This is a genomic window from Flavobacterium seoulense (assembly GCF_000695795.1).
Classification (GTDB): domain Bacteria; phylum Bacteroidota; class Bacteroidia; order Flavobacteriales; family Flavobacteriaceae; genus Flavobacterium; species Flavobacterium seoulense.
The window spans coordinates 18,222-44,353 of record NZ_JNCA01000014.1 but is presented as its reverse complement, the minus strand read 5'-3'; the positions used below and the strand labels follow the sequence as shown (position 1 = coordinate 44,353).

35 protein-coding genes are annotated in these 26,132 nt (G+C 33.6%); all 35 read left to right on the top strand.

Going from position 1 to position 26,132, the window contains the following annotated elements; all coding sequences use genetic code 11:
• The 35 genes from rpsC to FEM21_RS07200 all read left to right on the top strand — a co-directional run bounded on the left by rpsC (nucleotide 1) and on the right by FEM21_RS07200 (nucleotide 26,117).
• Complete coding sequence (gene rpsC, locus FEM21_RS07365; RefSeq protein ID WP_035659230.1) at nucleotides 1-750, top strand: 30S ribosomal protein S3; 750 nt, start codon at nucleotides 1-3, stop codon at nucleotides 748-750.
• A gap of 18 nt (nucleotides 751-768) precedes the next feature.
• Entirely contained in the window at nucleotides 769-1,194 is a 426-nt protein-coding gene (gene rplP, locus FEM21_RS07360; protein ID WP_008464295.1) for a 50S ribosomal protein L16, read from the top strand.
• 11 nt (nucleotides 1,195-1,205) lie between these two features.
• On the top strand, nucleotides 1,206-1,397 hold the full coding sequence (rpmC, locus tag FEM21_RS07355) for a 50S ribosomal protein L29 (protein ID WP_035659227.1): 192 nt from the start codon (nucleotides 1,206-1,208) through the stop codon (nucleotides 1,395-1,397).
• Nucleotides 1,398-1,413: 16 nt separating this feature from the next.
• A complete protein-coding gene (rpsQ, locus tag FEM21_RS07350; RefSeq protein WP_024981515.1) occupies nucleotides 1,414-1,671 on the top strand; it encodes a 30S ribosomal protein S17 in 258 nt (85 codons plus the stop codon).
• A 2-nt stretch (nucleotides 1,672-1,673) separates the two neighbouring features.
• Nucleotides 1,674-2,042 (top strand): 50S ribosomal protein L14, encoded by a 369-nt coding sequence (gene rplN / locus FEM21_RS07345; RefSeq protein ID WP_026714640.1) that lies wholly within the window; start codon nucleotides 1,674-1,676, stop codon nucleotides 2,040-2,042.
• Nucleotides 2,043-2,053: 11 nt separating this feature from the next.
• Nucleotides 2,054-2,368, top strand: a complete 315-nt coding sequence (gene rplX / locus FEM21_RS07340; RefSeq protein WP_035659224.1) for a 50S ribosomal protein L24 — start codon at nucleotides 2,054-2,056, stop codon at nucleotides 2,366-2,368.
• Nucleotides 2,369-2,370: 2 nt separating this feature from the next.
• Nucleotides 2,371-2,922 carry a 50S ribosomal protein L5 gene (rplE, locus tag FEM21_RS07335; protein WP_035659223.1) on the top strand — a complete coding sequence of 184 codons (552 nt, stop codon included), beginning with the start codon at nucleotides 2,371-2,373 and terminating at the stop codon, nucleotides 2,920-2,922.
• 3 nt (nucleotides 2,923-2,925) lie between these two features.
• On the top strand, nucleotides 2,926-3,195 hold the full coding sequence (gene rpsN / locus FEM21_RS07330; protein ID WP_026714637.1) for a 30S ribosomal protein S14: 270 nt from the start codon (nucleotides 2,926-2,928) through the stop codon (nucleotides 3,193-3,195).
• Between the two features lie 141 nt (nucleotides 3,196-3,336).
• The gene (rpsH, locus tag FEM21_RS07325) at nucleotides 3,337-3,735 is read left to right on the top strand and encodes a 30S ribosomal protein S8 (protein ID WP_035659221.1); all 399 of its coding nucleotides are present in this window, start codon (nucleotides 3,337-3,339) and stop codon (nucleotides 3,733-3,735) included.
• An 18-nt stretch (nucleotides 3,736-3,753) separates the two neighbouring features.
• Complete coding sequence (gene rplF, locus FEM21_RS07320; RefSeq protein WP_035659220.1) at nucleotides 3,754-4,296, top strand: 50S ribosomal protein L6; 543 nt, start codon at nucleotides 3,754-3,756, stop codon at nucleotides 4,294-4,296.
• An 11-nt stretch (nucleotides 4,297-4,307) separates the two neighbouring features.
• The gene (gene rplR, locus FEM21_RS07315) at nucleotides 4,308-4,658 is read left to right on the top strand and encodes a 50S ribosomal protein L18 (protein ID WP_035659219.1); all 351 of its coding nucleotides are present in this window, start codon (nucleotides 4,308-4,310) and stop codon (nucleotides 4,656-4,658) included.
• A gap of 3 nt (nucleotides 4,659-4,661) precedes the next feature.
• A complete protein-coding gene (gene rpsE, locus FEM21_RS07310) occupies nucleotides 4,662-5,186 on the top strand; it encodes a 30S ribosomal protein S5 (RefSeq protein WP_085949269.1) in 525 nt (174 codons plus the stop codon).
• Between the two features lie 12 nt (nucleotides 5,187-5,198).
• Nucleotides 5,199-5,381 carry a 50S ribosomal protein L30 gene (rpmD, locus tag FEM21_RS07305; RefSeq protein ID WP_026707002.1) on the top strand — a complete coding sequence of 61 codons (183 nt, stop codon included), beginning with the start codon at nucleotides 5,199-5,201 and terminating at the stop codon, nucleotides 5,379-5,381.
• A gap of 11 nt (nucleotides 5,382-5,392) precedes the next feature.
• A complete protein-coding gene (gene rplO, locus FEM21_RS07300; protein WP_035659218.1) occupies nucleotides 5,393-5,845 on the top strand; it encodes a 50S ribosomal protein L15 in 453 nt (150 codons plus the stop codon).
• Between the two features lie 14 nt (nucleotides 5,846-5,859).
• Nucleotides 5,860-7,206 (top strand): preprotein translocase subunit SecY, encoded by a 1,347-nt coding sequence (gene secY, locus FEM21_RS07295; protein ID WP_035659216.1) that lies wholly within the window; start codon nucleotides 5,860-5,862, stop codon nucleotides 7,204-7,206.
• 4 nt (nucleotides 7,207-7,210) lie between these two features.
• Entirely contained in the window at nucleotides 7,211-7,426 is a 216-nt protein-coding gene (infA, locus tag FEM21_RS07290) for a translation initiation factor IF-1 (protein WP_026714631.1), read from the top strand.
• A 10-nt stretch (nucleotides 7,427-7,436) separates the two neighbouring features.
• On the top strand, nucleotides 7,437-7,553 hold the full coding sequence (ykgO, locus tag FEM21_RS16400) for a type B 50S ribosomal protein L36 (RefSeq protein ID WP_002987490.1): 117 nt from the start codon (nucleotides 7,437-7,439) through the stop codon (nucleotides 7,551-7,553).
• Between the two features lie 2 nt (nucleotides 7,554-7,555).
• Nucleotides 7,556-7,930 carry a 30S ribosomal protein S13 gene (gene rpsM, locus FEM21_RS07285; RefSeq protein WP_035659214.1) on the top strand — a complete coding sequence of 125 codons (375 nt, stop codon included), beginning with the start codon at nucleotides 7,556-7,558 and terminating at the stop codon, nucleotides 7,928-7,930.
• A gap of 8 nt (nucleotides 7,931-7,938) precedes the next feature.
• A complete protein-coding gene (rpsK, locus tag FEM21_RS07280) occupies nucleotides 7,939-8,322 on the top strand; it encodes a 30S ribosomal protein S11 (RefSeq protein ID WP_026714629.1) in 384 nt (127 codons plus the stop codon).
• 89 nt (nucleotides 8,323-8,411) lie between these two features.
• Complete coding sequence (gene rpsD / locus FEM21_RS07275) at nucleotides 8,412-9,017, top strand: 30S ribosomal protein S4 (protein ID WP_035659213.1); 606 nt, start codon at nucleotides 8,412-8,414, stop codon at nucleotides 9,015-9,017.
• A gap of 21 nt (nucleotides 9,018-9,038) precedes the next feature.
• The gene (locus FEM21_RS07270; RefSeq protein WP_035659211.1) at nucleotides 9,039-10,031 is read left to right on the top strand and encodes a DNA-directed RNA polymerase subunit alpha; all 993 of its coding nucleotides are present in this window, start codon (nucleotides 9,039-9,041) and stop codon (nucleotides 10,029-10,031) included.
• Between the two features lie 63 nt (nucleotides 10,032-10,094).
• Nucleotides 10,095-10,592, top strand: coding sequence for a 50S ribosomal protein L17 (gene rplQ, locus FEM21_RS07265; RefSeq protein WP_035659208.1), 498 nt, complete (start codon nucleotides 10,095-10,097; stop codon nucleotides 10,590-10,592).
• A gap of 192 nt (nucleotides 10,593-10,784) precedes the next feature.
• Nucleotides 10,785-11,885, top strand: coding sequence for a glutamine-hydrolyzing carbamoyl-phosphate synthase small subunit (gene carA, locus FEM21_RS07260; protein ID WP_035659206.1), 1,101 nt, complete (start codon nucleotides 10,785-10,787; stop codon nucleotides 11,883-11,885).
• A 207-nt stretch (nucleotides 11,886-12,092) separates the two neighbouring features.
• Entirely contained in the window at nucleotides 12,093-13,385 is a 1,293-nt protein-coding gene (eno, locus tag FEM21_RS07255) for a phosphopyruvate hydratase (RefSeq protein WP_035659205.1), read from the top strand.
• Between the two features lie 156 nt (nucleotides 13,386-13,541).
• Complete coding sequence (locus FEM21_RS07250) at nucleotides 13,542-14,819, top strand: citrate synthase (RefSeq protein WP_035659203.1); 1,278 nt, start codon at nucleotides 13,542-13,544, stop codon at nucleotides 14,817-14,819.
• Nucleotides 14,820-14,903: 84 nt separating this feature from the next.
• On the top strand, nucleotides 14,904-15,839 hold the full coding sequence (gene ctlX, locus FEM21_RS07245) for a citrulline utilization hydrolase CtlX (RefSeq protein WP_035659202.1): 936 nt from the start codon (nucleotides 14,904-14,906) through the stop codon (nucleotides 15,837-15,839).
• A gap of 94 nt (nucleotides 15,840-15,933) precedes the next feature.
• A complete protein-coding gene (locus FEM21_RS07240) occupies nucleotides 15,934-16,299 on the top strand; it encodes a CoA-binding protein (protein WP_035659200.1) in 366 nt (121 codons plus the stop codon).
• A gap of 106 nt (nucleotides 16,300-16,405) precedes the next feature.
• A complete protein-coding gene (recR, locus tag FEM21_RS07235; RefSeq protein ID WP_035659199.1) occupies nucleotides 16,406-17,026 on the top strand; it encodes a recombination mediator RecR in 621 nt (206 codons plus the stop codon).
• 70 nt (nucleotides 17,027-17,096) lie between these two features.
• Nucleotides 17,097-17,888: a polysaccharide biosynthesis/export family protein gene (locus tag FEM21_RS07230; protein ID WP_035659198.1), complete on the top strand. Its 792-nt coding sequence runs from the start codon at nucleotides 17,097-17,099 to the stop codon at nucleotides 17,886-17,888.
• Nucleotides 17,889-17,904: 16 nt separating this feature from the next.
• Nucleotides 17,905-20,340: a polysaccharide biosynthesis tyrosine autokinase gene (locus tag FEM21_RS07225; RefSeq protein ID WP_035659197.1), complete on the top strand. Its 2,436-nt coding sequence runs from the start codon at nucleotides 17,905-17,907 to the stop codon at nucleotides 20,338-20,340.
• A 25-nt stretch (nucleotides 20,341-20,365) separates the two neighbouring features.
• A complete protein-coding gene (locus FEM21_RS07220) occupies nucleotides 20,366-21,349 on the top strand; it encodes an SDR family oxidoreductase (protein WP_035659196.1) in 984 nt (327 codons plus the stop codon).
• 72 nt (nucleotides 21,350-21,421) lie between these two features.
• Nucleotides 21,422-22,813: a UDP-glucose 6-dehydrogenase gene (locus tag FEM21_RS07215; RefSeq protein ID WP_035659194.1), complete on the top strand. Its 1,392-nt coding sequence runs from the start codon at nucleotides 21,422-21,424 to the stop codon at nucleotides 22,811-22,813.
• Between the two features lie 118 nt (nucleotides 22,814-22,931).
• Nucleotides 22,932-23,396, top strand: coding sequence for a UpxY family transcription antiterminator (locus FEM21_RS07210; RefSeq protein WP_035659323.1), 465 nt, complete (start codon nucleotides 22,932-22,934; stop codon nucleotides 23,394-23,396).
• Between the two features lie 407 nt (nucleotides 23,397-23,803).
• A complete protein-coding gene (locus tag FEM21_RS07205) occupies nucleotides 23,804-25,099 on the top strand; it encodes a nucleotide sugar dehydrogenase (protein ID WP_035659193.1) in 1,296 nt (431 codons plus the stop codon).
• A 10-nt stretch (nucleotides 25,100-25,109) separates the two neighbouring features.
• Nucleotides 25,110-26,117 (top strand): mannose-1-phosphate guanylyltransferase, encoded by a 1,008-nt coding sequence (locus tag FEM21_RS07200; RefSeq protein ID WP_035659192.1) that lies wholly within the window; start codon nucleotides 25,110-25,112, stop codon nucleotides 26,115-26,117.
• Nucleotides 26,118-26,132 lie beyond the last annotated feature (15 nt).

The following is a 26,132-nucleotide window of genomic DNA, read 5'->3' as shown; positions in this document are numbered from 1 at the left end:
ATGGGACAAAAGACAAATCCAATTGGAAATAGACTTGGTATCATCAGAGGATGGGACTCAAACTGGTATGGTGGAAATGATTATGGTGATAAAATCGCTGAAGATCACAAAATCAGAAAGTATGTACATGCTCGTTTATCAAAAGCTAGTGTATCAAAGGTAATTATCGAGAGAACTTTGAAACTTGTAACCGTTACTATCACTACGGCTCGTCCAGGTATCATCATTGGTAAAGGAGGTCAAGAGGTAGACAAGTTAAAAGAAGAGCTTAAGAAAATTACTGACAAAGAAGTTCAAATCAACATCTTTGAAATCAAAAGACCTGAGTTAGATGCTTATTTAGTTGCAACTAGCATCGCTCGTCAAATCGAAAGCCGTATTTCTTACAGACGTGCAATCAAAATGGCTATTGCTGCTTCTATGCGTATGAACGCTGAAGGTATCAAAGTTTTGATTTCTGGTCGTTTGAATGGAGCTGAGATGGCACGTTCAGAAGGTTTCAAAGAAGGAAGAATTCCTTTGTCAACTTTCAGAGCTGATATTGATTATGCACTTGCTGAAGCACATACTACTTATGGTAGAATGGGTATCAAAGTGTGGATCATGAAAGGTGAGGTTTACGGAAAGAGAGAGCTTTCTCCGCTTGCTGGAATGGACAAAAAACAATCTGGTGGAAAAGGTGGTGATGCTCCTCGTGGAAAATCAAACTTCTCAAAAGGTGGTAAACCAGACGCTCGTAAAAGAAAGTAATTTTTAAATTAAAGAAAAATGTTACAGCCTAAAAGAACAAAATACCGTAAGGTACAAAAAGGTAGAATGAAAGGGAACTCTCAAAGAGGGCATGAACTTTCTAACGGAATGTTTGGTATTAAATCTGTTCATGAAGATGGTATGTTCTTAACTTCTCGTCAAATCGAAGCTGCACGTATTGCTGCAACTCGTTACATGAAAAGAGAGGGACAATTATGGATTAAAATATTTCCAGACAAACCAATTACTAAGAAACCTCTTGAGGTACGTATGGGTAAAGGTAAAGGTGCCGTTGAATATTGGGCAGCTGTTGTTAAACCCGGAAGAATTATGTTTGAAGTAGGAGGAGTTCCATTGTCAGTTGCAAAAGAGGCATTACGTCTTGCAGCTCAAAAACTTCCAGTAAAAACTAAATTCGTTGTTGCTAGAGATTTCGAAGCATAATCTATATTATTATGAAACAATCAGAAATAAAAGGTCTTTCTGCAGCACAGTTGCAAGAAAATCTTAGCCAGGCTAAGAAAACTTATGCTGACCTAAAATTAGCTCACGCAATATCTCCAATTGAGAATCCGCTTCAAATTAGAAGTTTAAGAAGAACAGTTGCTAGATTGGCTACAGAGCTTACTAAAAGAGAATTGCAATAATTGTAATCTGCGAAAGATGGAAAAAAGAAATTTAAGAAAAGAAAGAATTGGTGTTGTAACTTCTAACAAAATGGATAAATCTATTGTTGTTGCACAAGTTACTAAAGTAAAACACCCATTATATGGTAAGTTCGTATTGAAAACAAAGAAATTTGTTGCACATGACGAAACAAACGATTGTAACATTGGAGATACTGTAAGAATTAGCGAAACGCGTCCTTTAAGTAAATCAAAATGTTGGAGATTGGTTGAAATCCTAGAAAGAGCTAAATAATTATGGTACAACAAGAATCAAGACTAAAAGTAGCAGATAACACAGGAGCTAAAGAAGTTTTAACTATCCGTGTTTTAGGAGGTACTAAAAGAAGGTATGCCTCTGTTGGAGACAAAATTGTAGTTTCTATCAAAGATTCAACTCCAAACGGAAACGTTAAAAAAGGAGCTGTTTCGACTGCAGTTGTTGTACGTACCAAAAAAGAAGTGAGAAGAGCTGATGGTTCTTATATCCGTTTCGATGACAATGCATGTGTTCTTTTGAATGCTGCAGGTGAAATGAGAGGAACTCGTGTTTTTGGTCCGGTAGCAAGAGAACTTCGTGAAAAACAATTCATGAAAATTGTATCATTAGCACCAGAAGTGCTTTAATTCGTTATAAGATGATAAAGCTAAAAATAAAATCAGGTGACATCGTAAGAGTAATTGCTGGAGATCACAAAGGTGCTGAAGGCAAAGTATTGCGTGTAGACCGTGAGAAAAACAAAGCGATTGTTGAAGGTGTAAACTTAGTTTCAAAACATACGAAGCCAAGTGCAAAAAGCCCTCAAGGTGGTATCGTGAAAAAAGAAGCTCCTATTCAAATTTCTAATATCTCTCTAATTGATCCTAAAACTAAGGAAACAACAAGAGTAGGTGTAAGAGTTGAAGGAGATAAGAAAGTAAGATTTTCAAAAAAATCTAATCAAGTACTATAGTAATGGCGTATATACCTAGATTAAAAGAAGAATATAAGAGTAGAGTAATCTCTGCTCTTAAAGAAGAGTTCGGATACACAAACGTAATGCAAGTTCCTAAACTTGAAAAAATCGTTTTGAGCCGCGGAGTAGGTGCAGCTGTATCTGATAAAAAACTTATTGACTATGCAGTTGATGAGTTAACTAAGATCACTGGACAAAAAGCAGTTTCTACAATTTCTAAGAAAGACGTTGCGTCTTTCAAATTGAGAAAAGGAATGCCAATTGGAGCAAAAGTTACTTTACGTGGAGAAAGAATGTATGAGTTTTTAGATAGACTTATTACTTCTGCTTTACCACGTGTAAGAGATTTTGGTGGTATCAAAGCTACTGGATTCGATGGTAGAGGTAATTATAACCTTGGAGTTTTAGAGCAAATCATTTTCCCAGAAATTGATATTGATAAAGTTAACAAAATTTCAGGAATGGATATTACTTTTGTTACTACTGCTCAAACAGACAAAGAAGCAAAGTCATTATTAACTGAACTAGGTTTACCTTTTAAAAAGAACTAAGACATGGCAAAAGAATCAATGAAAGCCCGCGAGGTTAAAAGACAAAAAACGGTAGAGAAGTATGCTGAGAAAAGAAAAGCTTTGATAGAGGCTGGAGATTTCGTAGGTTTGCAAAAATTACCAAAGAATGCTTCACCAGTTCGTTTGCACAATCGTTGTAAATTAACAGGTAGACCAAGAGGTTATATGCGTCAATTCGGTATTTCACGTGTTACTTTCCGTGAAATGGCTAACAATGGATTGATACCAGGTGTGAAAAAAGCTAGCTGGTAATAGTTGGTATGTCAGCAGATAATTGTACATTTGCCGGATTTTTGCCGGTAATCGTGCAATCATCTGCTTTAAGCTTGAGTTTAATGACTTCAGGTTCAAGGGAATAGTTCTTTTGAAAACCGTTGTCGCAAATTAATAAATATGAATACAGATCCTATTGCAGATTATTTGACTAGAGTTCGTAACGCTGTGGCTGCAAACCACAAAGTTGTTGAAATTCCAGCTTCTAATCTTAAAAAAGAAATAACTAAGATCTTATTTGATCAAGGTTATATCTTGAGTTACAAATTTGAACAGAACACAGTTCAGGGTTCAATTAAAATTGCTTTAAAGTATGATAAAGATACTAAAGAGCCAGTAATTAAAGATATCCAAAGAATTAGTAAACCAGGTTTACGTAAGTATGCAGGTGCTGCCAAATTACCAAGAATCCTTAACGGATTAGGAATTGCTATTGTTTCTACATCAAAAGGTTTGATGACTGGAAAACAAGCTAAGCAATTAAATGTAGGTGGTGAAGTAATTTGTTACGTATACTAATTTTAAAGACTAAATAAGATGTCAAGAATAGGTAAAAGCCCAATTGTAATCCCTGCTGGAGTAACTGTAGAAGTTAAAGACGGTATTATTACAGTAAAAGGAAAAAATGGTCAACTATCTCAGGAGTTTTCGGACGTAACTGTAAAGGTTGAAGGTGATCAAGTTCTAGTAGAAAGATCATCTGATCACAAAGATCAAAGAGCAAAACACGGTTTATATAGATCTTTAATCAGCAATATGGTTGTTGGTGTAACTGAAGGTTTTACTAAATCATTAGAATTGGTAGGGGTAGGTTACAGAGCTTCTAATCAAGGACAAAAATTAGATTTGGCGCTTGGATTTTCTCATAATATTGTTTTAGAAGTTGCTCCAGAAGTTACTGTTGAAACTATATCTGAAAAAGGTAAGAACCCAATTGTAAAATTAACATCATTAGATAAACAACTTTTAGGAGCTGTTGCTGCGAAAATCAGAGGTTTCCGTAAGCCAGAACCATACAAAGGAAAAGGTGTTAAATTTGTAGGTGAAGTATTAAGAAGAAAAGCAGGTAAATCAGCTTAAAAAATAAGATTATGTCATTAACAAAACCTGAAAGAAGACAGAGAATCAGATTCAGAATCAGAAAAACGATAAGTGGTACTGCTGCTAATCCAAGATTATCTGTATTTAGAAGTAACAAAGAAATTTACGCTCAACTTATTGATGACGTAAACGGTGTTACATTGTTGTCTGCTTCTTCAAGAGAAAAAGAAATAGGAAAAGGTACTAACGTTGAAGTAGCTGCTGCAGTTGGAAAATTGGTTGCAGAAAAAGCGTTGAAAGCTGGGGTTGAAACAGTAAAATTCGATAGAGGAGGATACTTATACCACGGTCGTATTAAATCATTAGCAGAAGGCGCAAGAGCCGCTGGACTTAAATTCTAATATATTATGTCTAAATACAAAAATGTAGAATTGGTAAAACCTAGTGGTCTTGAATTAAAAGATCGTCTAGTTAGTGTTAATCGTGTTACTAAAGTTACAAAAGGAGGTAGAGCTTTCGGTTTTTCTGCTATTGTAGTTGTAGGTGATGAAAATGGAGTAGTTGGTCACGGATTAGGAAAATCTAAAGACGTTTCTGAAGCAATTGCGAAAGCAGTAGAAGATGCTAAGAAAAACTTAGTGAGAATTCCTTTGAATGGTCAATCAGTTCCTCACGAACAAAAAGGTAAATTTGGTGGTGCACGTGTATTCTTAATTCCTGCCTCTCATGGTACAGGAGTTATTGCTGGTGGAGCTGTTCGTTCAGTTCTTGAATCAGTAGGTATTCACGATGTATTGTCTAAATCTCAAGGATCATCAAATCCTCACAACGTAGTAAAAGCAACTTTTGATGCTTTATTACAAATGAGAAGTGCTCACACTGTTGCAAAACAAAGAGGTGTTTCTTTAGAGAAAGTTTTTAAAGGTTAATTCAAGGAAATTATGGCTAAATTATTAGTAAAACAAGTTAGAAGTAAAATCAACTGTCCACTTGATCAAAAGAGAGGATTAGAGGCTTTAGGTCTACGTAAAATGGGACAAGTTGTAGAGCATGACTCAAACCCTGCAATCCTTGGGATGATAAACAAAGTTAAACACTTAGTTTCTGTAGAAGAAGCTAAATAACAAATACTGTTATGAATTTAAGTAACTTACAACCAGCTGAAGGGTCAACACATAATCAAAATAAAAGATTAGGTAGAGGAGAAGGTTCTGGAAAAGGTGGTACCGCTGCACGTGGACACAAAGGAGCAAAATCTCGTTCTGGTTATTCTAAAAAGATTGGTTTTGAAGGAGGTCAAATGCCTCTTCAAAGACGTGTGCCTAAGTTTGGTTTTACAAACATCAATCGTAAAGAATACGAAGGTGTAAATCTTGATACACTTCAATTATTAGTTGATAATGGTGTAGTTACAGATACTGTTGATATGACAGTTTTTGTTGCAAACCGTTTAGCTACTAAAAATGAGATTGTAAAGATTTTAGGAAGAGGAGAATTGAAAGCTAAATTAAAAGTAACTGCTCACAAATTTACTGCTACTGCAAAAGCTGCTATTGAAGCTGCTGGTGGAGAGGCTGTAACACTATAATTTTTCAATTAATTATGAAGAAATTTTTTGAATCATTAAGTAATGTTTGGAAAATCGAGGAACTAAAAAACAGAATCCTAATTACATTAGGTCTGCTTTTAGTTTATCGTTTTGGAGCTCACGTAACGCTTCCTGGGATTGATGCAACACAGTTAGCTAATTTAGAAGGTCAGACTAAAAGTGGTATTGGTTCTATTTTAGATATGTTTACTGGTGGAGCTTTTTCTCAAGCATCCGTTTTTGCTTTAGGAATTATGCCTTACATTTCAGCATCTATTGTTGTTCAGTTAATGGGGATTGCTATTCCTTATTTACAAAAATTACAAAGTGATGGTGAAAGTGGTAGAAAAAAGATTAATCAGATCACGCGTTGGTTGACTATTGGAATTACTCTGGTACAAGGACCTACGTATATCTATAATCTATACAGAACATTACCTGGTAGTGCATTTTTACTAGGGTTTGATTCTTTTGAATTCTTATTTTCTTCAGTAGTAATCTTAGTTACAGGTACAATATTTGCCATGTGGTTAGGGGAAAAGATAACTGATAAAGGAATTGGTAATGGTATATCACTATTAATTATGGTGGGTATTCTTGCAAGATTTCCTCAAGCATTTATTCAAGAATTTACAACTAGAGTTACTAATAACAATGGAGGACCTATGTTGTTAGTTATTGAAATAATTATTTGGCTTCTAGTTATCATTGCATGTGTATTGTTAACTATGGCTATTCGAAAAATACCAGTTCAGTACGCTCGTCGTACTGCTTCTGGTGATTTTGAACAAGATATGTTAGGTGGAAATAGACAATGGATTCCTTTAAAGCTTAATGCTGCCGGGGTTATGCCTATCATTTTTGCACAAGCAATTATGTTTATACCTGCGGCTTTAGCAGGATTGTCAACTTCCGATACTTCACAATCTATTGTAGGTGCATTTAGTAATATGTTCGGTTTTTGGTATAATTTTGTTTTTGCAACATTAATTATTGTATTCACATACTTTTATACCGCAATTACTGTTCCTACTAATAAAATGTCTGATGATTTGAAGAGAAGCGGTGGTTTTATTCCTGGAGTTAGACCTGGAGCTGAAACTTCTGATTTTTTAGACAAAGTGATGTCTTTGATAACTTTTCCTGGTTCTTTATTTCTTGCTCTAATAGCTGTGTTCCCAGCGATAGTTGTAAGTCTTATGGATGTTCAACAATCTTGGGCAATGTTTTTTGGAGGTACCTCATTAATTATTATGGTAGGTGTTGCAATTGACACAATTCAACAAATCAATTCATACTTGTTGAATAAACATTATGATGGTTTAATGAAAAGCGGAAAAAATAGAAAAGCAGTAGCTTAATTTTATGGCAAAACAATCAGCAATAGAACAAGACGGATCAATCATTGAAGCATTATCTAATGCAATGTTCCGTGTAGAATTAGAGAACGGACATGTTGTAATTGCTCATATTTCTGGAAAAATGCGTATGCATTACATCAAATTATTACCTGGTGATAAAGTGAAATTAGAAATGAGTCCTTACGATTTGTCTAAAGCAAGAATTACTTATAGATATTAAAGATATTACAATGAAAGTAAGAGCATCAGTAAAAAAGAGAAGTGCCGAGTGCATTATCGTACGTAGAAAAGGAAGATTATACGTAATAAACAAAAAGAATCCTAGATTTAAACAAAGACAAGGATAATTATGGCAAGAATAGCAGGGGTAGATATCCCAAAAAACAAGAGAGGTGTTATTGCACTTACCTATATCTTCGGATTAGGAAAAAGTAGAGCTATAGAGATTTTAGAGAAAGCTCAAGTTAGCCAGGATAAAAAAGTTCAAGATTGGAATGATGACGAGATCGGAGCAATTCGTGAGGCTGTTGGAGCATTCAAAATTGAAGGTGAATTACGTTCAGAAGTATCTTTAAACATCAAACGTTTAATGGATATCGGATGTTACAGAGGAATCCGTCATAGAACTGGTCTTCCATTAAGAGGACAAAGAACTAAGAACAACTCTAGAACTAGAAAAGGTAAAAGAAAAACTGTTGCTAACAAGAAAAAAGCAACTAAATAATAAGTAATATGGCTAAGGCAACTACAAAAAAACGTAAAGTTATCGTTGAATCAACGGGAGAAGCTCATATTTCTGCTACCTTCAATAACATCATCATTTCTTTGACTAACAAAAAAGGTGAAGTTATTTCTTGGTCTTCAGCTGGTAAAATGGGATTTAGAGGTTCTAAAAAGAACACTCCATACGCAGCTCAAATGGCCGCTGAAGATTGTAGTAAAGTAGCTCTTGAAGCAGGATTGAAAAAAGTTAAGGTTTATGTAAAAGGACCAGGAAACGGACGTGAGTCTGCTATCCGTTCTATTCATAACGGAGGAATCGAAGTAACTGAAATTATCGACGTTACTCCAATGCCTCACAACGGTTGTCGTCCTCCAAAGAGACGTAGAGTTTAATATTAAATTTAAGTATAACTAGGTAGAATCACGATTATCGAAGGATATGACCTGAATTCATAGTCTCTACCTTAATTAATTCATTAGAAATGGCAAGATATACTGGTCCTAAAACTAGAATTGCTCGTAAATTTGGCGAAGCAATCTTCGGAGATGACAAATCTTTCGAAAAAAGAAATTACCCTCCTGGACAACACGGGATGGCTAAAAAAAGAGGTAAAAAATCTGAGTACGCTATCCAGTTAATGGAAAAGCAAAAAGCTAAATATTCTTATGGAATTTTAGAAAAACAATTCAGAGGCCTATTTAAAAAAGCATCAGCTACTAAAGGTGTTACTGGTGAGGTTCTTTTACAATTATGTGAAGCAAGATTGGATAACGTAGTATTTAGAATGGGTGTTGCTCCTTCTAGAAGAGGTGCTAGACAATTAGTTTCTCACAGACATATTACTGTTAACGGTGAAGTTGTAAACATTCCTTCTTACCACCTTAAACCTGGTGACAAAGTTGCTGTTCGTGAAAAATCTAAATCTTTAGAGGCTATCGAACGTTCTTTATCTAATTCAAGTCAAGTTTATGAATGGATTACTTGGAACAATGACGTTAAAGAAGGTACTTTCGTAGCTGTACCTGCTAGACTTCAAATTCCAGAAAACATTAAAGAACAATTAATCGTAGAGTTGTACAACAAATAATAATTGACTTAGTCGAAATTTATGGCAATATTTAATTTTCAAAAGCCCGATAAAGTTATCATGATCGATTCAACCGATTTTGAAGGTAAATTCGAATTTAGACCTTTAGAGCCTGGTTATGGATTGACTGTTGGTAATGCACTTAGAAGAGTTTTGCTTTCAGCATTGGAAGGTTATGCAATTACATCTGTTCGCATAGAAGGTGTAGATCATGAGTTTTCTACTATTTCAGGAGTTGTAGAGGATGTAACAGAAATCATCCTTAATCTAAAACAAGTACGTTTTAAACGTCAAATTGAAGATATTGATAACGAGTCAGTTTCTATTTCAGTTACTGGTAAAGATCAATTAACAGCTGGTGATTTTCAAAAATTCATTTCAGGTTTCCAAGTTTTAAATCCAGAACTAGTTATCTGTAATTTAGATAGTAAAATCAAATTGAACCTTGATTTAACAATTGAAAAAGGTAGAGGATATGTTCCTGCTGAGGAGAACAAAAAACAGAATGCTGCAATTGGAACCATTTTTACAGATTCAATCTTTACTCCGGTAAAGAATGTAAAATACGCAATCGAAAACTTCCGTGTGGAGCAAAAAACAGATTATGAAAAATTAGTTTTTGAAATTAAAACTGATGGATCTATTAATCCAAAAGATGCTTTAACTGAAGCTGCTAAGGTTTTAATTCACCATTTCATGTTGTTCTCTGACGAAAGAATTACACTTGAGGCTGATGAGATTGCACAAACAGAATCTTATGATGAAGAATCATTACATATGAGACAATTGCTTAAAACTAAGCTTGTTGATATGGATCTTTCTGTGAGAGCCTTAAATTGTTTGAAAGCGGCTGAAGTTGATACACTTGGTGATTTAGTATCGTTCAATAAAAATGACCTAATGAAATTCCGTAATTTCGGTAAAAAATCTTTAACAGAGCTAGATGAACTTGTAGCGGTTAAGAATTTGACTTTCGGAATGGATTTAGCGAAATACAAACTAGATAAAGAATAATTTGCTTCATATTTTGCTCTCCATAGTGGATTGCAGCAAGATGAAGTTTAAAAAAAGCATGTCATGAGACACGGAAAAAAATTCAATCACTTAAGCAGACAGACTGCACATAGAAAATCTATGTTAGCTAATATGGCTTGTTCTCTTATCGAGCACAAACGTATTAATACTACTGTTGCTAAAGCTAAAGCGCTTAAACAATTTGTTGAGCCGCTTATAACAAAATCTAAAAATGATACGACTCACAACCGTCGTATTGTTTTTGCTAACTTACGTAGTAAATATGCTGTAACTGATTTGTTCAGAGATGTTGCTGCTAAAGTTGGTGACCGTCCGGGAGGATACACTCGTATCATTAAAGTTGGAAATCGTTTAGGAGATAATGCTGATATGGCAATGATCGAATTAGTAGATTTCAATGAACTTTACAACGGAGGTAAAAAAGAAGTTAAAAAAGCAAAAAGCCGTCGTGGTGGTAAAGCTAAAAAAGCTGAAGAAGCAGCTCCTGCTACTGAAGCTCCAGCTGCTGAAACTGATACTACTGCTGAAGCTGCTGAATAATTATGAGAGTAATCATTCAATAAAATCAAGGATAAACTATTTTTTTAGTTTATCCTTTTTTTTTGACTTTTTATTAAATAGAGTAGCTGAGAGTTGCTTTTAAAGAGCTAAAAATAGCTGTTTTAAAATAATTTTTAAAATTGTTGCTTTCACTGCTTTAATGAATTAAATTTGCACCATATTTAACAACAAATGAAATACACAACACGAAAAAGCGCCATCCTTTTATTAAGTGACGGAACTATATTCCACGGAAAATCTATCGGAATCAGCGGAACCACTTTTGGTGAAGTTTGTTTTAACACAGGAATGACTGGTTATCAGGAAATTTTCACTGATCCATCTTATTATGGACAAATTATGGTTGCCACTAATCCGCACATTGGGAATTATGGCGTTAATGACAATGAAGTAGAATCAAACGGAATTAAAATTGCTGGTTTGGTTTGTAAAAATTTCAGTTTTAACTATTCAAGAGAAGATGCTTCTGGTAGTTTAGAAGATTATTTTACAAAGCACAATTTAATCTGTATCTCTGATGTTGATACTCGTGCATTAGTAAGTTATATTAGAGAAAATGGAGCGATGAATTCTGTTATTTGTACAGATGATACTCCTATTGAAGAATTAAAAGCTGCTTTGGCTAGCGTACCTGATATGAAAGGTTTAGAGCTGGCTTCAACAGTTTCAACTAAAGAGCCTTATTTCTACGGAGATGAAAATGCAAAATACAAAGTTTCAGCCTTGGATTTAGGTATTAAAACGAATATTCTTCGCAATTTAGCTAAAAGAGATTGTTATATTAAAGTGTTTCCTTATGATGCTTCTTATGCTGATATGGATTCGTTTAATCCTGATGGTTTCTTCCTTTCAAATGGTCCTGGTGATCCGGAACCTTTAGATGGTGCTATTGCAATTGCAAAGGAAATTTTGGCTAATAACAAACCAGTATTCGGAATTTGTTTAGGTCACCAAGTGATTGGTTTAGCAAATGGAATTTCGACTTATAAAATGTTTAACGGTCACCGTGGAATTAATCATCCGGTAATTAATGTTATTACAGGAAAAGGAGAGATTACTTCTCAAAATCACGGTTTTGCAGTGAATAGAGAAGAGTTAGAAGCTAATCCGGAGATGGAAATTACGCATCTTCACTTAAATGATGGTACCGTTGGTGGTATGAGAATGAAAAATAAAAACTGTTTTTCAGTTCAGTATCACCCAGAGGCAAGTCCGGGTCCTCATGATTCTTCTTATTTGTTTGATCAATTTGTAGAGAGTCTAAAAAAATAATCTTTTTAAGATCATAAGGCTAAGCAGTTTTGCTTAGCCTATTTTTTGCTCTAAGTTTTGGTATTGTTTTTAATTTGTAAACTTTATTTTAAATTATGTTTAAAAAAAGTTTTTATAACGTTTTCGTTGATAAGATTAAAAAAATAAATACGCTGTTTGAAAAACTTAGAATATATTTGTAACCGAAAATTTAAAAACTAAAGTAATATGAGTATTATTATCAAAATTCATGCAAGACAAATTCTAGATTCAAGAGGTAATCCTACTGTAGAGGTGGATGTAATTACAGAAAACGGTGTTTTAGGTAGAGCCGCAGTACCATCTGGTGCTTCAACTGGAGAGCATGAGGCTGTAGAATTACGTGATGGAGGAAAAGCTTTTTTAGGAAAAGGAGTTTTAAATGCAGTGAACAATGTTAATACTGTTATTGCTGAAGAATTAGTAGGAACTTCTGTTTTTGAACAAAATTTAATCGATCAGTTAATGATTGATTTAGATGGTACTCCAAATAAATCTAAATTAGGAGCTAATGCTATTTTAGGAGTTTCTCTTGCTGTTGCTAAGGCTGCTGCTGCTGAATTAGGATTACCATTATACAGATATGTAGGTGGAGTTTCTGCTAATACATTACCTGTTCCAATGATGAACATCATCAACGGTGGTTCTCACTCTGATGCTCCTATTGCTTTCCAGGAATTCATGATTTTCCCTGTAAAAGCAACTTCTTTTTCTCACTCTATGCAAATGGGTACAGAGATTTTCCATAACTTGAAAAAAGTATTACACGATAGAGGTCTTTCTACTGCTGTAGGTGACGAAGGTGGTTTTGCTCCAAACTTAGCTGGTGGAACTGAAGATGCTTTAGATACGATCAAATTAGCTGTTGAAAAAGCAGGTTATTCTTTCGGTGACGAAATTATGATTGCTTTAGACTGTGCTTCTGCTGAGTTTTATGTAGATGGTAAATACGACTACACTAAATTTGAAGGAGAAACTGGAAAAGTAAGAACTTCTGCTGAGCAAGCTGAATACTTAGCTGAATTAACAACTAAATACCCAATTATCTCTATCGAAGACGGTATGGATGAAAATGACTGGGAAGGTTGGAAATTATTAACTGAAAAAATTGGAGATAAAGTTCAATTAGTAGGTGATGATTTGTTTGTAACTAACGTTCAACGTTTGTCAACTGGAATCGAAAAAGGAATTGCTAACTCAATCCTTATTAAAGTAAACCAAATTGGTACTTTAACTGAAACTATTGCAGCAGTTAACATGGCTAAAAATGCAGGTTATACTTCAGTAATGTCTCACCGTTCAGGAGAGACTGAAGATAATACAATTGCTGATTTAGCAGTTGCATTAAACTGTGGTCAAATTAAAACTGGTTCTGCTTCACGTTCTGACCGTATGGCTAAATACAACCAATTGCTAAGAATCGAAGAAGAATTAGCTAATACTGCTTATTTTCCAGGATTAAAAGCATTCAAAATAAAATAAGAACATAGTATTTGTTCTTTTTAACAGCCATTCGTTTTTTAGCGAATGGCTTTTTATTTAAATTTAACAATATCACTGATTTTTTCTCTTTTTAATTAACGTTATTATCCTTAGATTTGGTAAATTATTAAGTGTAAAGAATTATTTCAAATTATTATGTCAAAAACAGCTATATTAGAAATTGATGGCAAGAAGTATGAGTTTCCTGTTATTAAAGGAAGTGAAAACGAAGAAGCAATCAATATTAACAAGTTAAGAGATTTAACAGGGGCAATCACTATTGATCCGGGTTATAAAAATTCAGGTTCTTGTACTAGTGGAATTACTTTCTTAGATGGAGAATTAGGAATTTTACGTTATAGAGGATATGCTATCGAGGATTTAGCAGACAATGCTAACTTTTTAGAAGTTTCTTATCTTTTAATTTTTGGTGAATTGCCAACAGCTGCTCAATTGCAACAATTTGAAACAGACATCAGAAAGCATAGCTTAGTAAATGAGGAGATGAAAGGCATTATTGATGGTTTTCCTAAAACAGCTCACCCAATGGGAGTTTTAGCTGCTTTAACAAGTGCTTTAACTGCTTTTAATCCTAAATCCGTAAATGTTGAGAATGAAAAAGAATTGTACCAGGCAGTTTGTAAAACTATGGGTAAATTCTTGGTTATTGCAACTTGGACTTACAGAAAATCAATGGGCTATCCTTTAAATTATTACGATAATACTAAAGGATATGTTGAGAATTTCATGAACTTGATGTTTGCATTACCAACGGAACCGTATAAATTAAGTTCTGTGGTTACTGAAGCACTTGATAAATTATTTATTTTACATGCTGATCACGAACAAAACTGTTCTACTTCTACAGTAAGAATGGTTGGTTCTTCTCACGCTGGTTTATTTGCTTCTATTTCTGCTGGAGTTTCTGCTTTATGGGGGCCTTTACACGGAGGTGCTAATCAGGCAGTGTTAGAAATGTTAGAAGAAATTCACCAAAATGGCGGTGATACTGAAAAGTATTTAGCTAAAGCAAAAGATAAAAACGATCCATTTAGATTAATGGGATTCGGACACAGAGTTTACAAAAACTTCGATCCTCGTGCTAAAATTATTAAAAAAGCAGCTAATGAAGTTTTAGGAACTTTAGGTGTTGATGATCCAATTTTAGAAATTGCTAAAAAATTAGAAGCAGCAGCTTTAGAGGATGAATATTTCAAAGCTAGAAACTTATATCCAAACGTAGATTTCTATTCTGGAATTATCTACAGAGCATTAGGAATTCCTACTGATATGTTTACAGTAATGTTTGCTATTGGAAGATTACCAGGTTGGATCGCACAATGGAAAGAAATGCGTGAAAACAAAGAACCAATTGGAAGACCAAGACAAGTTTACACTGGATCTCCGTTAAGAGAGTTTAAAAAACCAGTATAATTATAAGTTATATTAAATGAAAGCTTCACTGAAAAGTGGAGCTTTTTTTATCTTTGGAATAAGCAATAAATAATAGTGAACAAAATGAAACAAGTAACTAATTCAGTTTTAATGATTCGTCCGGTAGCTTTTCGAATGAATGAGCAAACCATTGTCAATAATCATTTCCAAAAAGAATTAAACGGAATGTTGCCTGCTGCTGTAAATGCTAAAGCGCAACAAGAATTTGATGCTTTAGTAAATCAGTTGCAGGAAGTAGGGGTTGATGTGGTTGTAGTCGATGATACTTTGGATAGAGATACTCCGGATAGTATTTTTCCAAACAACTGGATTTCATTTCATGATAATGGGGATGTGGTTTTATATCCTATGTTTGCTGAAAATCGCAGGGCCGAACGTCGGGAGGATATTTTAGATATTCTCGAAGAAAAAGGTTTTGTAATCGAAAATAGTATTGATTTTACTTCGGCGGAAGAAGAAGAAATTTTTCTTGAAGGAACAGGTAGTATGGTTTTGGACAGGGCAAATTCGACAGCTTATTGCGCTTTGTCTCCAAGAGCTAATGAAGAACTTTTTATAGAATTCTGTGAGGATTTTGATTATGCTCCTGTGATTTTTGAAGCTTTTCATACGGTTGATGGAAAGCAAAAGTTAGTTTACCATACTAATGTTATGATGAGTATCGGGCAGGATTTTGCAATAATTTGTGCTGATATGATTACTGATAAACAGGAACGAAAAATGGTTTTGGATAATCTAAGAACCAGTGGAAAAGAAATTATTTTGATTAGCGAAAAACAAGTTGCTGATTTTGCAGGGAACATTCTCGAACTTTCAGGAGCTGATGATAAACGATATGTCATAATGAGTTCGACCGCTTTGGAATCGTTAAATGCAGGACAAAAAAAGCAAATAGAAAAACATGCTGCTATTTTGAGTTCCAATTTGCAAACAATTGAAACTTGTGGCGGTGGAAGTGCTAGATGTATGATGGCTGAAATTTTTCTTCCAAGAGGATAAAAAAAATAGTCGAATATTGCTTTCGAAAAGCGATACACTAAAGTACTCACTTATTTAAAATCTATTTGAGTACATTTGTAGAAATAATGAACAAATGAAAAACAAAAAAACTTTAGTTTTAGGAGCGACGACAAAACCTGACAGATATGCTTATAAAGCTATAAATATGTTAACGCAAAAAGGACATACGGTACTGGCTATTGGTCAGAATCAAGGAGAAGTTGCAGGGGTGAAAATATATACTAAAGCTGTTCCTGTTAAAAATATTGATACCGTTACTTTGTATTTAAATCCAAAAAACCAACGTGATTATTATAATTATATAGTTGAAGCGCAGCCAAAACGTGTAATCTTTAATCCCGGAACTGAAAATCCGGAGTTGTACCAACTTTTGGAACTGAATAATATAAAAGTTGATGTTGCCTGTACCTTAGTTTTATTGGCTACAAATCAATATTAATCGATTTGACTTTAAAAATTATAAAGCCGTTTTTGTTATGAAAATGGCTTTTTTCATTTTGATGATTTATATTAATTTCAAATAACAAATCGCTACATTTGCAACTATGGAATTTTCTTCAAAATTATTAGAAAAAGCAGTAAATGAAATTTCGCAATTGCCGGGAATAGGAAAAAGAACGGCTTTGCGATTAGTATTGCATTTGTTGAAACAGCCTAAAGAACAGACGAGTTTTTTGACTCAGGCATTAGTAAATATGCGTGAGGAAATTAAGTTTTGCGAAAGCTGTCATAATATTTCAGATACAGCTATTTGTGAAATTTGTAGTAATAAAAACAGAAATCATCAGTTAGTATGTGTTGTTGAAGATATTCGCGATGTAATGGCAATTGAAAATACTGGGCAGTTTAAAGGTATTTATCATGTTTTGGGTGGAAAAATTTCGCCAATTGATGGAGTTGGGCCTAGTCAGTTAAAGATTTCCAGTTTAGTTGAGAAAGTAAAATCGGGGCAATTGACTGAGGTTATTTTTGCATTGAGTTCTACGATGGAAGGAGATACGACCAATTTTTATATTTACAAGCAAATCGCTGATTCAGGAATTATAATTTCAACAATTGCACGCGGAATTGCTGTGGGAGACGAATTAGAATATGCCGATGAAGTAACTCTGGGAAGAAGTATTTTACAGCGTTTGCCTTTTGAGAAAGCTATAAAAAACAATTAATTTGGTTTAATAATAAGGAGGCTTTTTATATAATTAATTGAAAAGCTATATTTGTATTTAAAATAATAAAATGGGTAAAAATCTATTTGGTTTATTGCTAATTATTAGTGTGTTATTCTCTTCTTGTATACCTACAAGAGATTTGATTTATCTACAAAATAAAAACGAAACTGATGTTGAAACTTCAATTTCGGCTGTTGCGGCTAAACCGTATCGTTTGCAAATTAATGATGTTTTAAGTATTAGTATTAAAGCAAATGATCCAAAGCTTGTTGAGATTTTTAGCACAACGAATGGTGGAGCAGAAGTAGGAAAATCTGAAGCGTCATTGTATTTTGATGGTTTTACTGTTGATGATCATGGAAATATCAGGATGCCTATTCTGGGAGAATTGAATGTAATAGGTTACACGCTGGATGAAGTCAGACAAAATATAGAGAAACAATTATTAGCTGAATATTTTAAAAAAGAAGCTAATATTTTCGTGATAGTAAAATTGGCCGGTTTTAGATATACAATAAATGGAGAAGTTGGGAGTGTTGGAACTAAAACTTTGTTTCAGGAACATGTAAATATTATGGAAGCTATTGCTAATTCCGGAGATATTACATTAGTAGGAAATAGAAAAGAAGTTGCTATTATTAGAAAAACACCAACAGGAAGCGAAACCCATGTTGTTGATTTAACGGATAGCAATGTGGTGAATTCGCCTTATTTTTATTTACAGCCTAATGATTATATTTATGTAAAACCGCTCAAGCAAAAAACTTGGGGAACGGGAAAAACAGGTATAGAATCTTTAGGTACGATATTAACATTAATATCGTTAGCAACAACTGCCTTTTTATTATTAAGAAGATAAAATACATTTCGAAAAAATGTTAGATATAAAAGACTTTTCCATTTTTGAAAATCAGGTTAGCTTTGACTTTAAAGGTTTGTTGATAAAAATCTTAAGTTATTGGAAATGGTTTTTGGTAAGTTTGATTATTACATTTACAATTGCATACCAAACCAATATTCGTAAAGAGAAAATTTACGAAATGGGAACTTTAATTTCTATTAAAGAAGAAAATAATCCTTTATTTACTTCAAATACGAGTTTGACATTTAATTGGGGCGGAGTTTCAGACCAAATGCAAACTATTTCTACTACATTACAATCCAGATCTCATAATGAATTAGTTGTCGATCAATTGCAGTATTATATTGATTATTTACAGCAGGAAAAATATAATATGGTTGATGCTTATGGAGCAGTTCCTTTTTATGTAACTATTGATAAAAAGAAAGGGCAATTAGCAGGAAACTTGATTAGTATTACTTTTTTGAGCGAATCAGAATACCAAATTAAAATTCCGTTTGCGGCTAATTCAGCTTCATTAATTACCTATTCAGACAATTCATATAGTGAAACAGCAGTTGCTGCTGGCGATTTTGTAAAAAAATATAAAGTAGGACAACAGGTCTCCTTACCTTTTTTGAATTGGAAATTAGAAATAAAAGATAATCCGGGTTTTTACAAAGGGAACGAATACTTTGTACGTTTTAATGATTTTAATGGAGCTGTTGGTCGCTATCGCGGTGTAAATGTAATTCCGGATGAAAAAGGAGCTTCTATTTTAACATTAAAATTACAGGGAACTAATAAAGCCCGAATGGTCGAATATCTTAATGCGACCGTAAATATGCTTATCAAAAGGCAATTAGATAGCAAAAATAGATTTGCTACTAATACCATTGCTTTTATTGACAGCACACTTGTCGCTATGGAATCGCAGTTAAAAACGGCTGGCGATGAATTAAAATCTTTCAAAAAAGATAAAGATGTTATAAATCTAGAAGATGGCGGAACAAAATTCTCAGAGAAAATCCTGGAATACGATGTTGAAAAAGATGCCATTACCCGAAAAATTACCTATTATAATTCGCTTAAAGCCTATTTAAAAAACAGTGTTGATTATTCTAAATTGCCAGCGCCATCAGTGGCAGGAATTGAGGATCCTAATATTGTAGCTAATATTTCTAAATTAATTTCGCTTTCTACACAGCGTTCAGAAATGGCTTATACTGTAAAAAGTGATAAAATATTCCGTGATTTTGATAATCAAATGGAAGCGGTTAAAAGTGTTTTGCTGGAAAATATTGCTAGTGCAAAATCGGCATTGCAGTTTGATTTAGGTTTGATTAATAGTAAAATTAATCAGGTTGAAAGTAATATTAAAAAGTTACCGGATGACCAGCAGGAATTGGTTAAAATCAAAAGAAAATATGATTTAAGTGATAATATTTACAGTACATTTTTACAAAAGCGAAGCGAAGCCGATATTGTAAAAGCGGCTAATTTATCAGATATTCACTTTATTGATCCTGCTAAAGATGTAGGCGGAGGATTGATTGGGCCTAAAACTTCAGTGAATTATGTTTCGGCTCTTTTCCTTGGAATTCTTATTCCATTGTCTTTTGTGTTAGTGCTGTTTTTTATCAATAATTCGATTCAAAAAGCTGAGGATGTTAATAGGCAAACACAAATTCCTGTAATTGGAGTTGTAGGTTTATACAAAGAAAAAGGAGAGTTAGCAGTTTTTGATAAACCAAAATCAGCTTTGTCTGAAGCATTCAGGGCGATTCGCTCTTCATTACAATTTTTATACAAAAAACAGATTGGTGAAGGAGGGAAAACCTTAATGATTACTTCCTCAATAAGTGGTGAAGGAAAAACTTTTTGTTCGATAAACATCGCTACTGTTTTTGCTTTAAGCGAAAAGAAAACGGTAATTGTAGGTTTGGATTTAAGAAAACCAAAATTAGCTGAAGAATTTGAATTGTCGAATGAAATAGGGGTTGTTAATTATTTAATCAAGCAAAAAAGCTTGAGCGAAATAGTTAATAAAACGAAGATTCCTTGCTTAGATGTTATTCTTTCTGGTCCCGTTCCGCCTAATCCTTCCGAATTGATTATTGGAGAAGCTATGGCTGATTTAATTGCTGATTTGAAAAAAGAATATGATTATATTATTTTAGATACTCCGCCAGTAGGTTTGGTTTCTGATTCTTTAGAATTAGTTCAGTATGCCGATGTTACTTTGTATATAGTAAGGCAAAATGTTACTAAAAAAGAGATGATTCCATTATTGAATAACAGGGTTAAAAGAGGCGAAATGACTAATGTTAGTATTATTTTGAATGGTTTCGAAAATAAAGCAAAATACGGTTACGGATATGGTTATGGAAATTATTCGAATGGCTACCATGAAGAGGAAAAACCAAAAGGAGTTTTAGCTAAAATAATTGAAAAAATTAGAAAAGCTTAATTAGTGTAAGTTTCAAAAAAGAGTAATGAGAGCAATAACAGGATACAGAATTTTAATTACTGGTGGTGCTGGTTTTATCGGTTCCAATTTATGCGAATATTTTTTGTCGAAAGGTAATCAGATTGTTTGTTTGGATAATTTTGCCACAGGTCATCGTCATAATCTGGAAAATTGTATTGATAATCCTGATTTTCTTTTGATAGAAGGTGATATTCGAAATCTTGAAGATTGCAAAAAGGCAGTGAACGAAGTAGATTATGTGTTGCATCAGGCAGCTCTTGGATCAGTTCCTCGTTCAATAAATGATCCAATTACGACTAATGATGTTAATGTTTCGGGTTTTTTAAATATGCTTCAGGCAGCAACAGAAGCCAAAGTAAAACGTTTTGTTTATGCAGCAAGTTCGTCTACTTATGGAGATTCAATAGGATTGCCAAAAGTAGAAGATGTTATTGGAAAGCCGCTTTCTCCATATGCAATTACTAAATATGTAAACGAATTGTATGCTGATATTTTTAGTAAAACTTATGGAATAGAAACGATTGGTTTGCGTTATTTTAATGTTTTTGGAAGAAAGCAGGATCCAAATGGTGCTTATGCGGCGGTGATTCCTAAATTTGTAATGCAATTAATGAATAACGAAAGCATTACTATAAACGGAGATGGGAATCATTCCCGCGATTTCACCTATATTGATAATGTGATCCAAATGAATGAGTTGGCAATTTCGACAGATAAAATTGAAGCTGTGAATGCGATATATAATACGGCTTATGGAGATAGAAATACACTGAATGATTTAGTTGGTTATTTAAAAGAGTATTTGAGTAATTATGATTCCAAAATTGCAGACGTAAATGTAATTCATGGTCCTAATAGAGCAGGAGATATTCCGCATTCGTTAGCAAGTATTGATAAAGCAAAAGAGTTATTAGGCTATAATCCTCAATATTCATTGCAAGAAGGACTTAAGATAGCGGTAGACTGGTATTGGAATAATTTAAAATAGAAAAGGAAGTTAGAAGTTAGGGGTTAGTTGTTAACTTATAAGCCATAACGTATAACACATAACAGAAAAATAATGGGAATTACAAAAATTTGTTGCATTGGAGCAGGCTATGTTGGAGGGCCTACAATGGCAATTATTGCACAAAAATGTCCACAGATACAAGTTACTGTAGTGGATTTAAACCAGGAGAGAATAGCAGCCTGGAATGATGAGGATGTAAATAATATTCCAATTTATGAGCCGGGGCTTTCGGATATTGTTAAAGAAGCGAGAGGGCGAAATTTATTTTTTTCTACAGAAGTCGAAAAAGCAATTGACGAAGCAGAAATGATTTTTATTTCGGTAAATACGCCGACAAAAACTTACGGAAAAGGAAAAGGAATGGCTGCCGATTTGAAGTTTATCGAATTATGTGCCAGGCAAATTGCAAAAGTTTCTAAAACGGATAAGATAGTTGTTGAGAAATCAACTTTGCCGGTTCGAACTGCCGAAGCAATAAAAAGTATCTTAGATAATACAGGAAACGGAGTAAAATTCCAAATTTTGTCTAATCCCGAATTTTTAGCAGAAGGAACAGCGGTTCAGGATTTGCTAAATCCCGACCGAATTTTAATTGGAGGAGAAACAACAGATGAAGGACAAAAAGCAATTCAGGCATTGGTTGATGTTTACGCGAATTGGGTTGATAAAGATAGAATTTTAACAACAAATGTTTGGTCGTCTGAGTTGTCAAAATTAACAGCGAACGCTTTTTTAGCACAAAGAATTTCTTCAATAAATGCGATGTCTGAACTTTGTGAAAAAACAGGAGCAGATGTGAATGAAGTTGCCAGGGCAATTGGTATGGATAGCCGAATTGGGCCAAAGTTCTTGAAAGCTTCAGTAGGTTTTGGTGGATCTTGTTTTCAAAAAGATATTTTGAATTTGGTTTATATCGCAAAATCGTATGGGTTAAATGAAGTGGCTGATTATTGGGAGCAGGTCATTATAATGAATGATCATCAAAAAAGACGTTTTTCGGATAATATTGTAAAAACACTTTACAATACGGTTTCGGGTAAAAAAATAACATTTTTAGGTTGGGCTTTTAAGAAAGATACTAATGATACCAGAGAGTCTGCCGCCATTTATGTTGCTGATGATTTGATAAACGAAAATGCTAAAATTTCAGTTTATGACCCTAAAGTATCTAGAAAAAAAGTTTTGGCTGATTTAGATTATTTACAAACCCGAAATTCTGAGGAGAATGCAGATAATGTGTTGTCTTTCGAAAATCCTTATGAGGCTTGTGCCGGAGCTCATGCAATTGCTGTGTTGACCGAATGGGATGAATTTGTTGCTTATGATTGGCAAAAAATATACGATTCGATGCAAAAGCCAGCATTTGCATTTGATGGAAGAAATATATTGAACGCTTCTGATTTACAAAAGATAGGATTTGTTTATCATGCAATAGGTTCGTAAATAAAATTGAAAAAAATTAATTTAATTTGCACAGTTCTGTTTTTCTTTAGAGAAGTAATAGGGCTGTGTTTTCTTTACAATAGCTTGTATTGTTTTAGGATTGTTAAAAAATATTGTGATGAATTGGTATGTGGTGTATACAAAACCGAAATGGGAAAAAAAGGTAGCAGAACAATTAGCTCAAAGAGGAATAGAGTGTTATTGTCCTATAATTACTCAGGTGCGTCAATGGTCAGACAGAAAAAAAAAGGTAGAAGTACCTTTGTTTAATTCCTATGTTTTTGTGTGTTTAAAAGAAGCGGATAGGAATTTGGTTTTTCAGTCATCAGGTGTGGTTCGTTATCTTTTTTGGTTAGGAAAGCCGGCTATTGTGCGCGAAGAAGAAATTAATACCATAAAGAAATGGTTAACAACTCCTGATAAATATGAAATTTCAGTTTCTTCAATCCAAGTAGGGGATAAAGTGACTTTAGAGTCAGGTCCTTTTAAATCTCAAGAAGCAATTGTTCAGGAAGTGAATAAAAATCATTATGTGCTTGTTTTGGAATCTATGGGATGTGTATTGAAGATGAAACTTAATTGATTGAAAGCCTCTAAATATTTATTACAGAATTTTAAAATTAGTAGCTTTTGCTAGTTAATTATTGTTTCGGTTAGATTAATTTGCAAGAAGTTTCCGTTTATTAAAGCATATAAGTGAGTAGGATTAATCTTTTATTATTGATTTTTTTCATCACTAAATTAGGTGATATTTTTAAGGAGTGGTGAAGTATAAAAATGTTTTTTTTGTTGATTAATAGTTATTTATGTTTTTTTTGTTGTTTTCTGTTTTATAATGATAATCTAACTATGAAATAAGTAATGGAAATTCGATATATAGTAGCTATATTTGCACACAAAAAAAATAATACTTTTCTGCCCGTTTTATGTGGGTTGGAACCGCGAAGCGTTGGTAGTTTTTAATTAATAACAATATAAATCCTAATAAAGATTAATTTGAAATCTAAAATTGCAATTATAGGTCTTGGGTATGTAGGCTTGCCATTGGCGCGCTTATTTGCTACGAAGTATGCTGTTATTGGATTTGATATTAATCAAAATCGGATTAAAGAATTACAGTCTGGAATCGATACTACTTTTGAAGTAGAAGAGGAGGTTTTGAAGTCGGTTTTAGTGACTAAGGAAGTAATTTTTGATGAAAATCAAAAAGGACTTTATTGTACAAGTCAATTAGATGATATTGCTGATTGCAATTATTATATTGTAACAGTTCCAACACCTGTTGATAAAAATAACCTGCCCGATTTGATACCCTTGTATAAGGCAAGTAAAACTGTTGGGAAGGTCTTAAAAAAAGGAGATGTTGTAATTTATGAATCAACAGTATATCCCGGAGTAACCGAAGAGGAATGTGTACCGGTTTTAGAAAAAATATCAGGATTACAATTTAATGTTGATTTTTTTGCGGGCTATTCGCCAGAGAGAATCAATCCGGGCGATAAAGAACATACTGTCGATAAAATTTTGAAAGTGACTGCCGGTTCTACTCCGGAGATTGGACAAAAAGTTAATGCTTTGTACCAGTCGGTCATTACTGCAGGTACGCATTTGGCTCCTTCTATAAAAGTGGCTGAAGCGGCTAAAGTAATCGAAAATTCCCAACGAGATATTAATATTGCTTTTGTAAACGAATTGGCTAAAATATTCAATTTGATGGAAATTGATACTCAGGCCATTTTAGAAGCTGCCGGAACAAAATGGAATTTTCTTCCATTTAAACCAGGACTGGTAGGAGGACATTGTATTGGGGTCGATCCTTATTATTTGGCACAGAAAGCACAGGAATTAGGGTATCATCCTGAAATAATTTTAGCTGGACGACGTTTAAATGATAGTATGGGGGAGTATGTAGCCGCTCAGGTTGTTAAATTGATGATCAAAAAAGAGATTCAGGTTAATGGAGCGGAGTTGTTAATGCTTGGAATTACTTTTAAAGAGAATTGTCCTGATGTACGTAATACTAAAATTGTTGATGTCATTAAAGCATTACAAGAGTACGGAATTATAGTTACGGTTTTTGATCCTTTAGCCAATCCTGCTGAAGTTGAAAAAGAATATCAGTTAAATACCGTAAATCAAATACCAGAAAATAAATTTGACGCCATTATACTAGGGGTTGCACATACTTCGTTTTTATCTATAGATTTGTCTGAACTTCAAAATACAAATAGCATTGTCTATGATGTAAAAGGAGTTTTGGGAGATAATGTTGATGGTAGATTATAAAAAGTAAAATATGAAAAAAGTCAATAGAGTTGTTCATGTAATTTTAACCGGAGGTGTAGGTAGCAGGTTGTGGCCTTTATCAAGAAAAAGTCAGCCTAAGCAATATTTAGAAATATTTGAAGGAAAATCACTTTTTGAATTGACTGTTGAACGTAACAGAGTTATTACTGATAAGGTAATTGTGGTAGGGAATATTGATAACTGCCATTTAAGTCAAAAAGTGATGGATAAATTCCAGATGCCTTATGTTAATATTGTAGAATCAACTCCAAGAAATACGGCTGCAGCTATTGCTTTTGCCGCATTTTCTGCTGAACCGGATGATATTTTAATTATTACACCTTCAGATCATATTATTGATGATGAGGAAAAATACAATGAAGCTATTGCTCAGGCTGTCGAAAAAGCAGCAAATGGTGCTATTGTAACGTTTGGAATTGTACCTACAAAGCCGGAAACGGGATTTGGATATATAGAATACAAAGGAGAGAATGTACTTTCGTTTAGAGAAAAGCCAAATTTAGAAACAGCTAAAGATTTTATTGCCAAAAAGAATTTTTTATGGAATAGCGGTATGTTTTGTTTTAAAGCAAGTGTTCTGTTAGAAGAATTAAAAGCATTTCAACCAAAAGTGTATAAAAAATCTAAAAAAGTCTGGGAAGCTAATAAAGATGGTAAATTAGATATAGAATTATCATTGGCTATTCCATCTATCAGTATCGATTATGCGGTAATGGAAAGAAGTAAAAAAATAAAAGTTGTTCCTTCTCAATTTTTATGGTCTGATTTAGGTTCTTTTGAATCGGTTTATGATTATCTGAAAGCGATGGGACATCAGGTAGATGCTAATGGGAACATGGTTATTGGAGTAAATAATTATACTGCTTTTATTGGGATGAAAAATACCATTTTGGTAGCCACAGAAGATGCTAATTTAGTATTGCAAAAAGAATATTCTCAGGATGTTAAAGATTTGTATAATGAATTAGAATCAACGAATTCAAAATTATTAAATTAAAAATATACTGGTTTA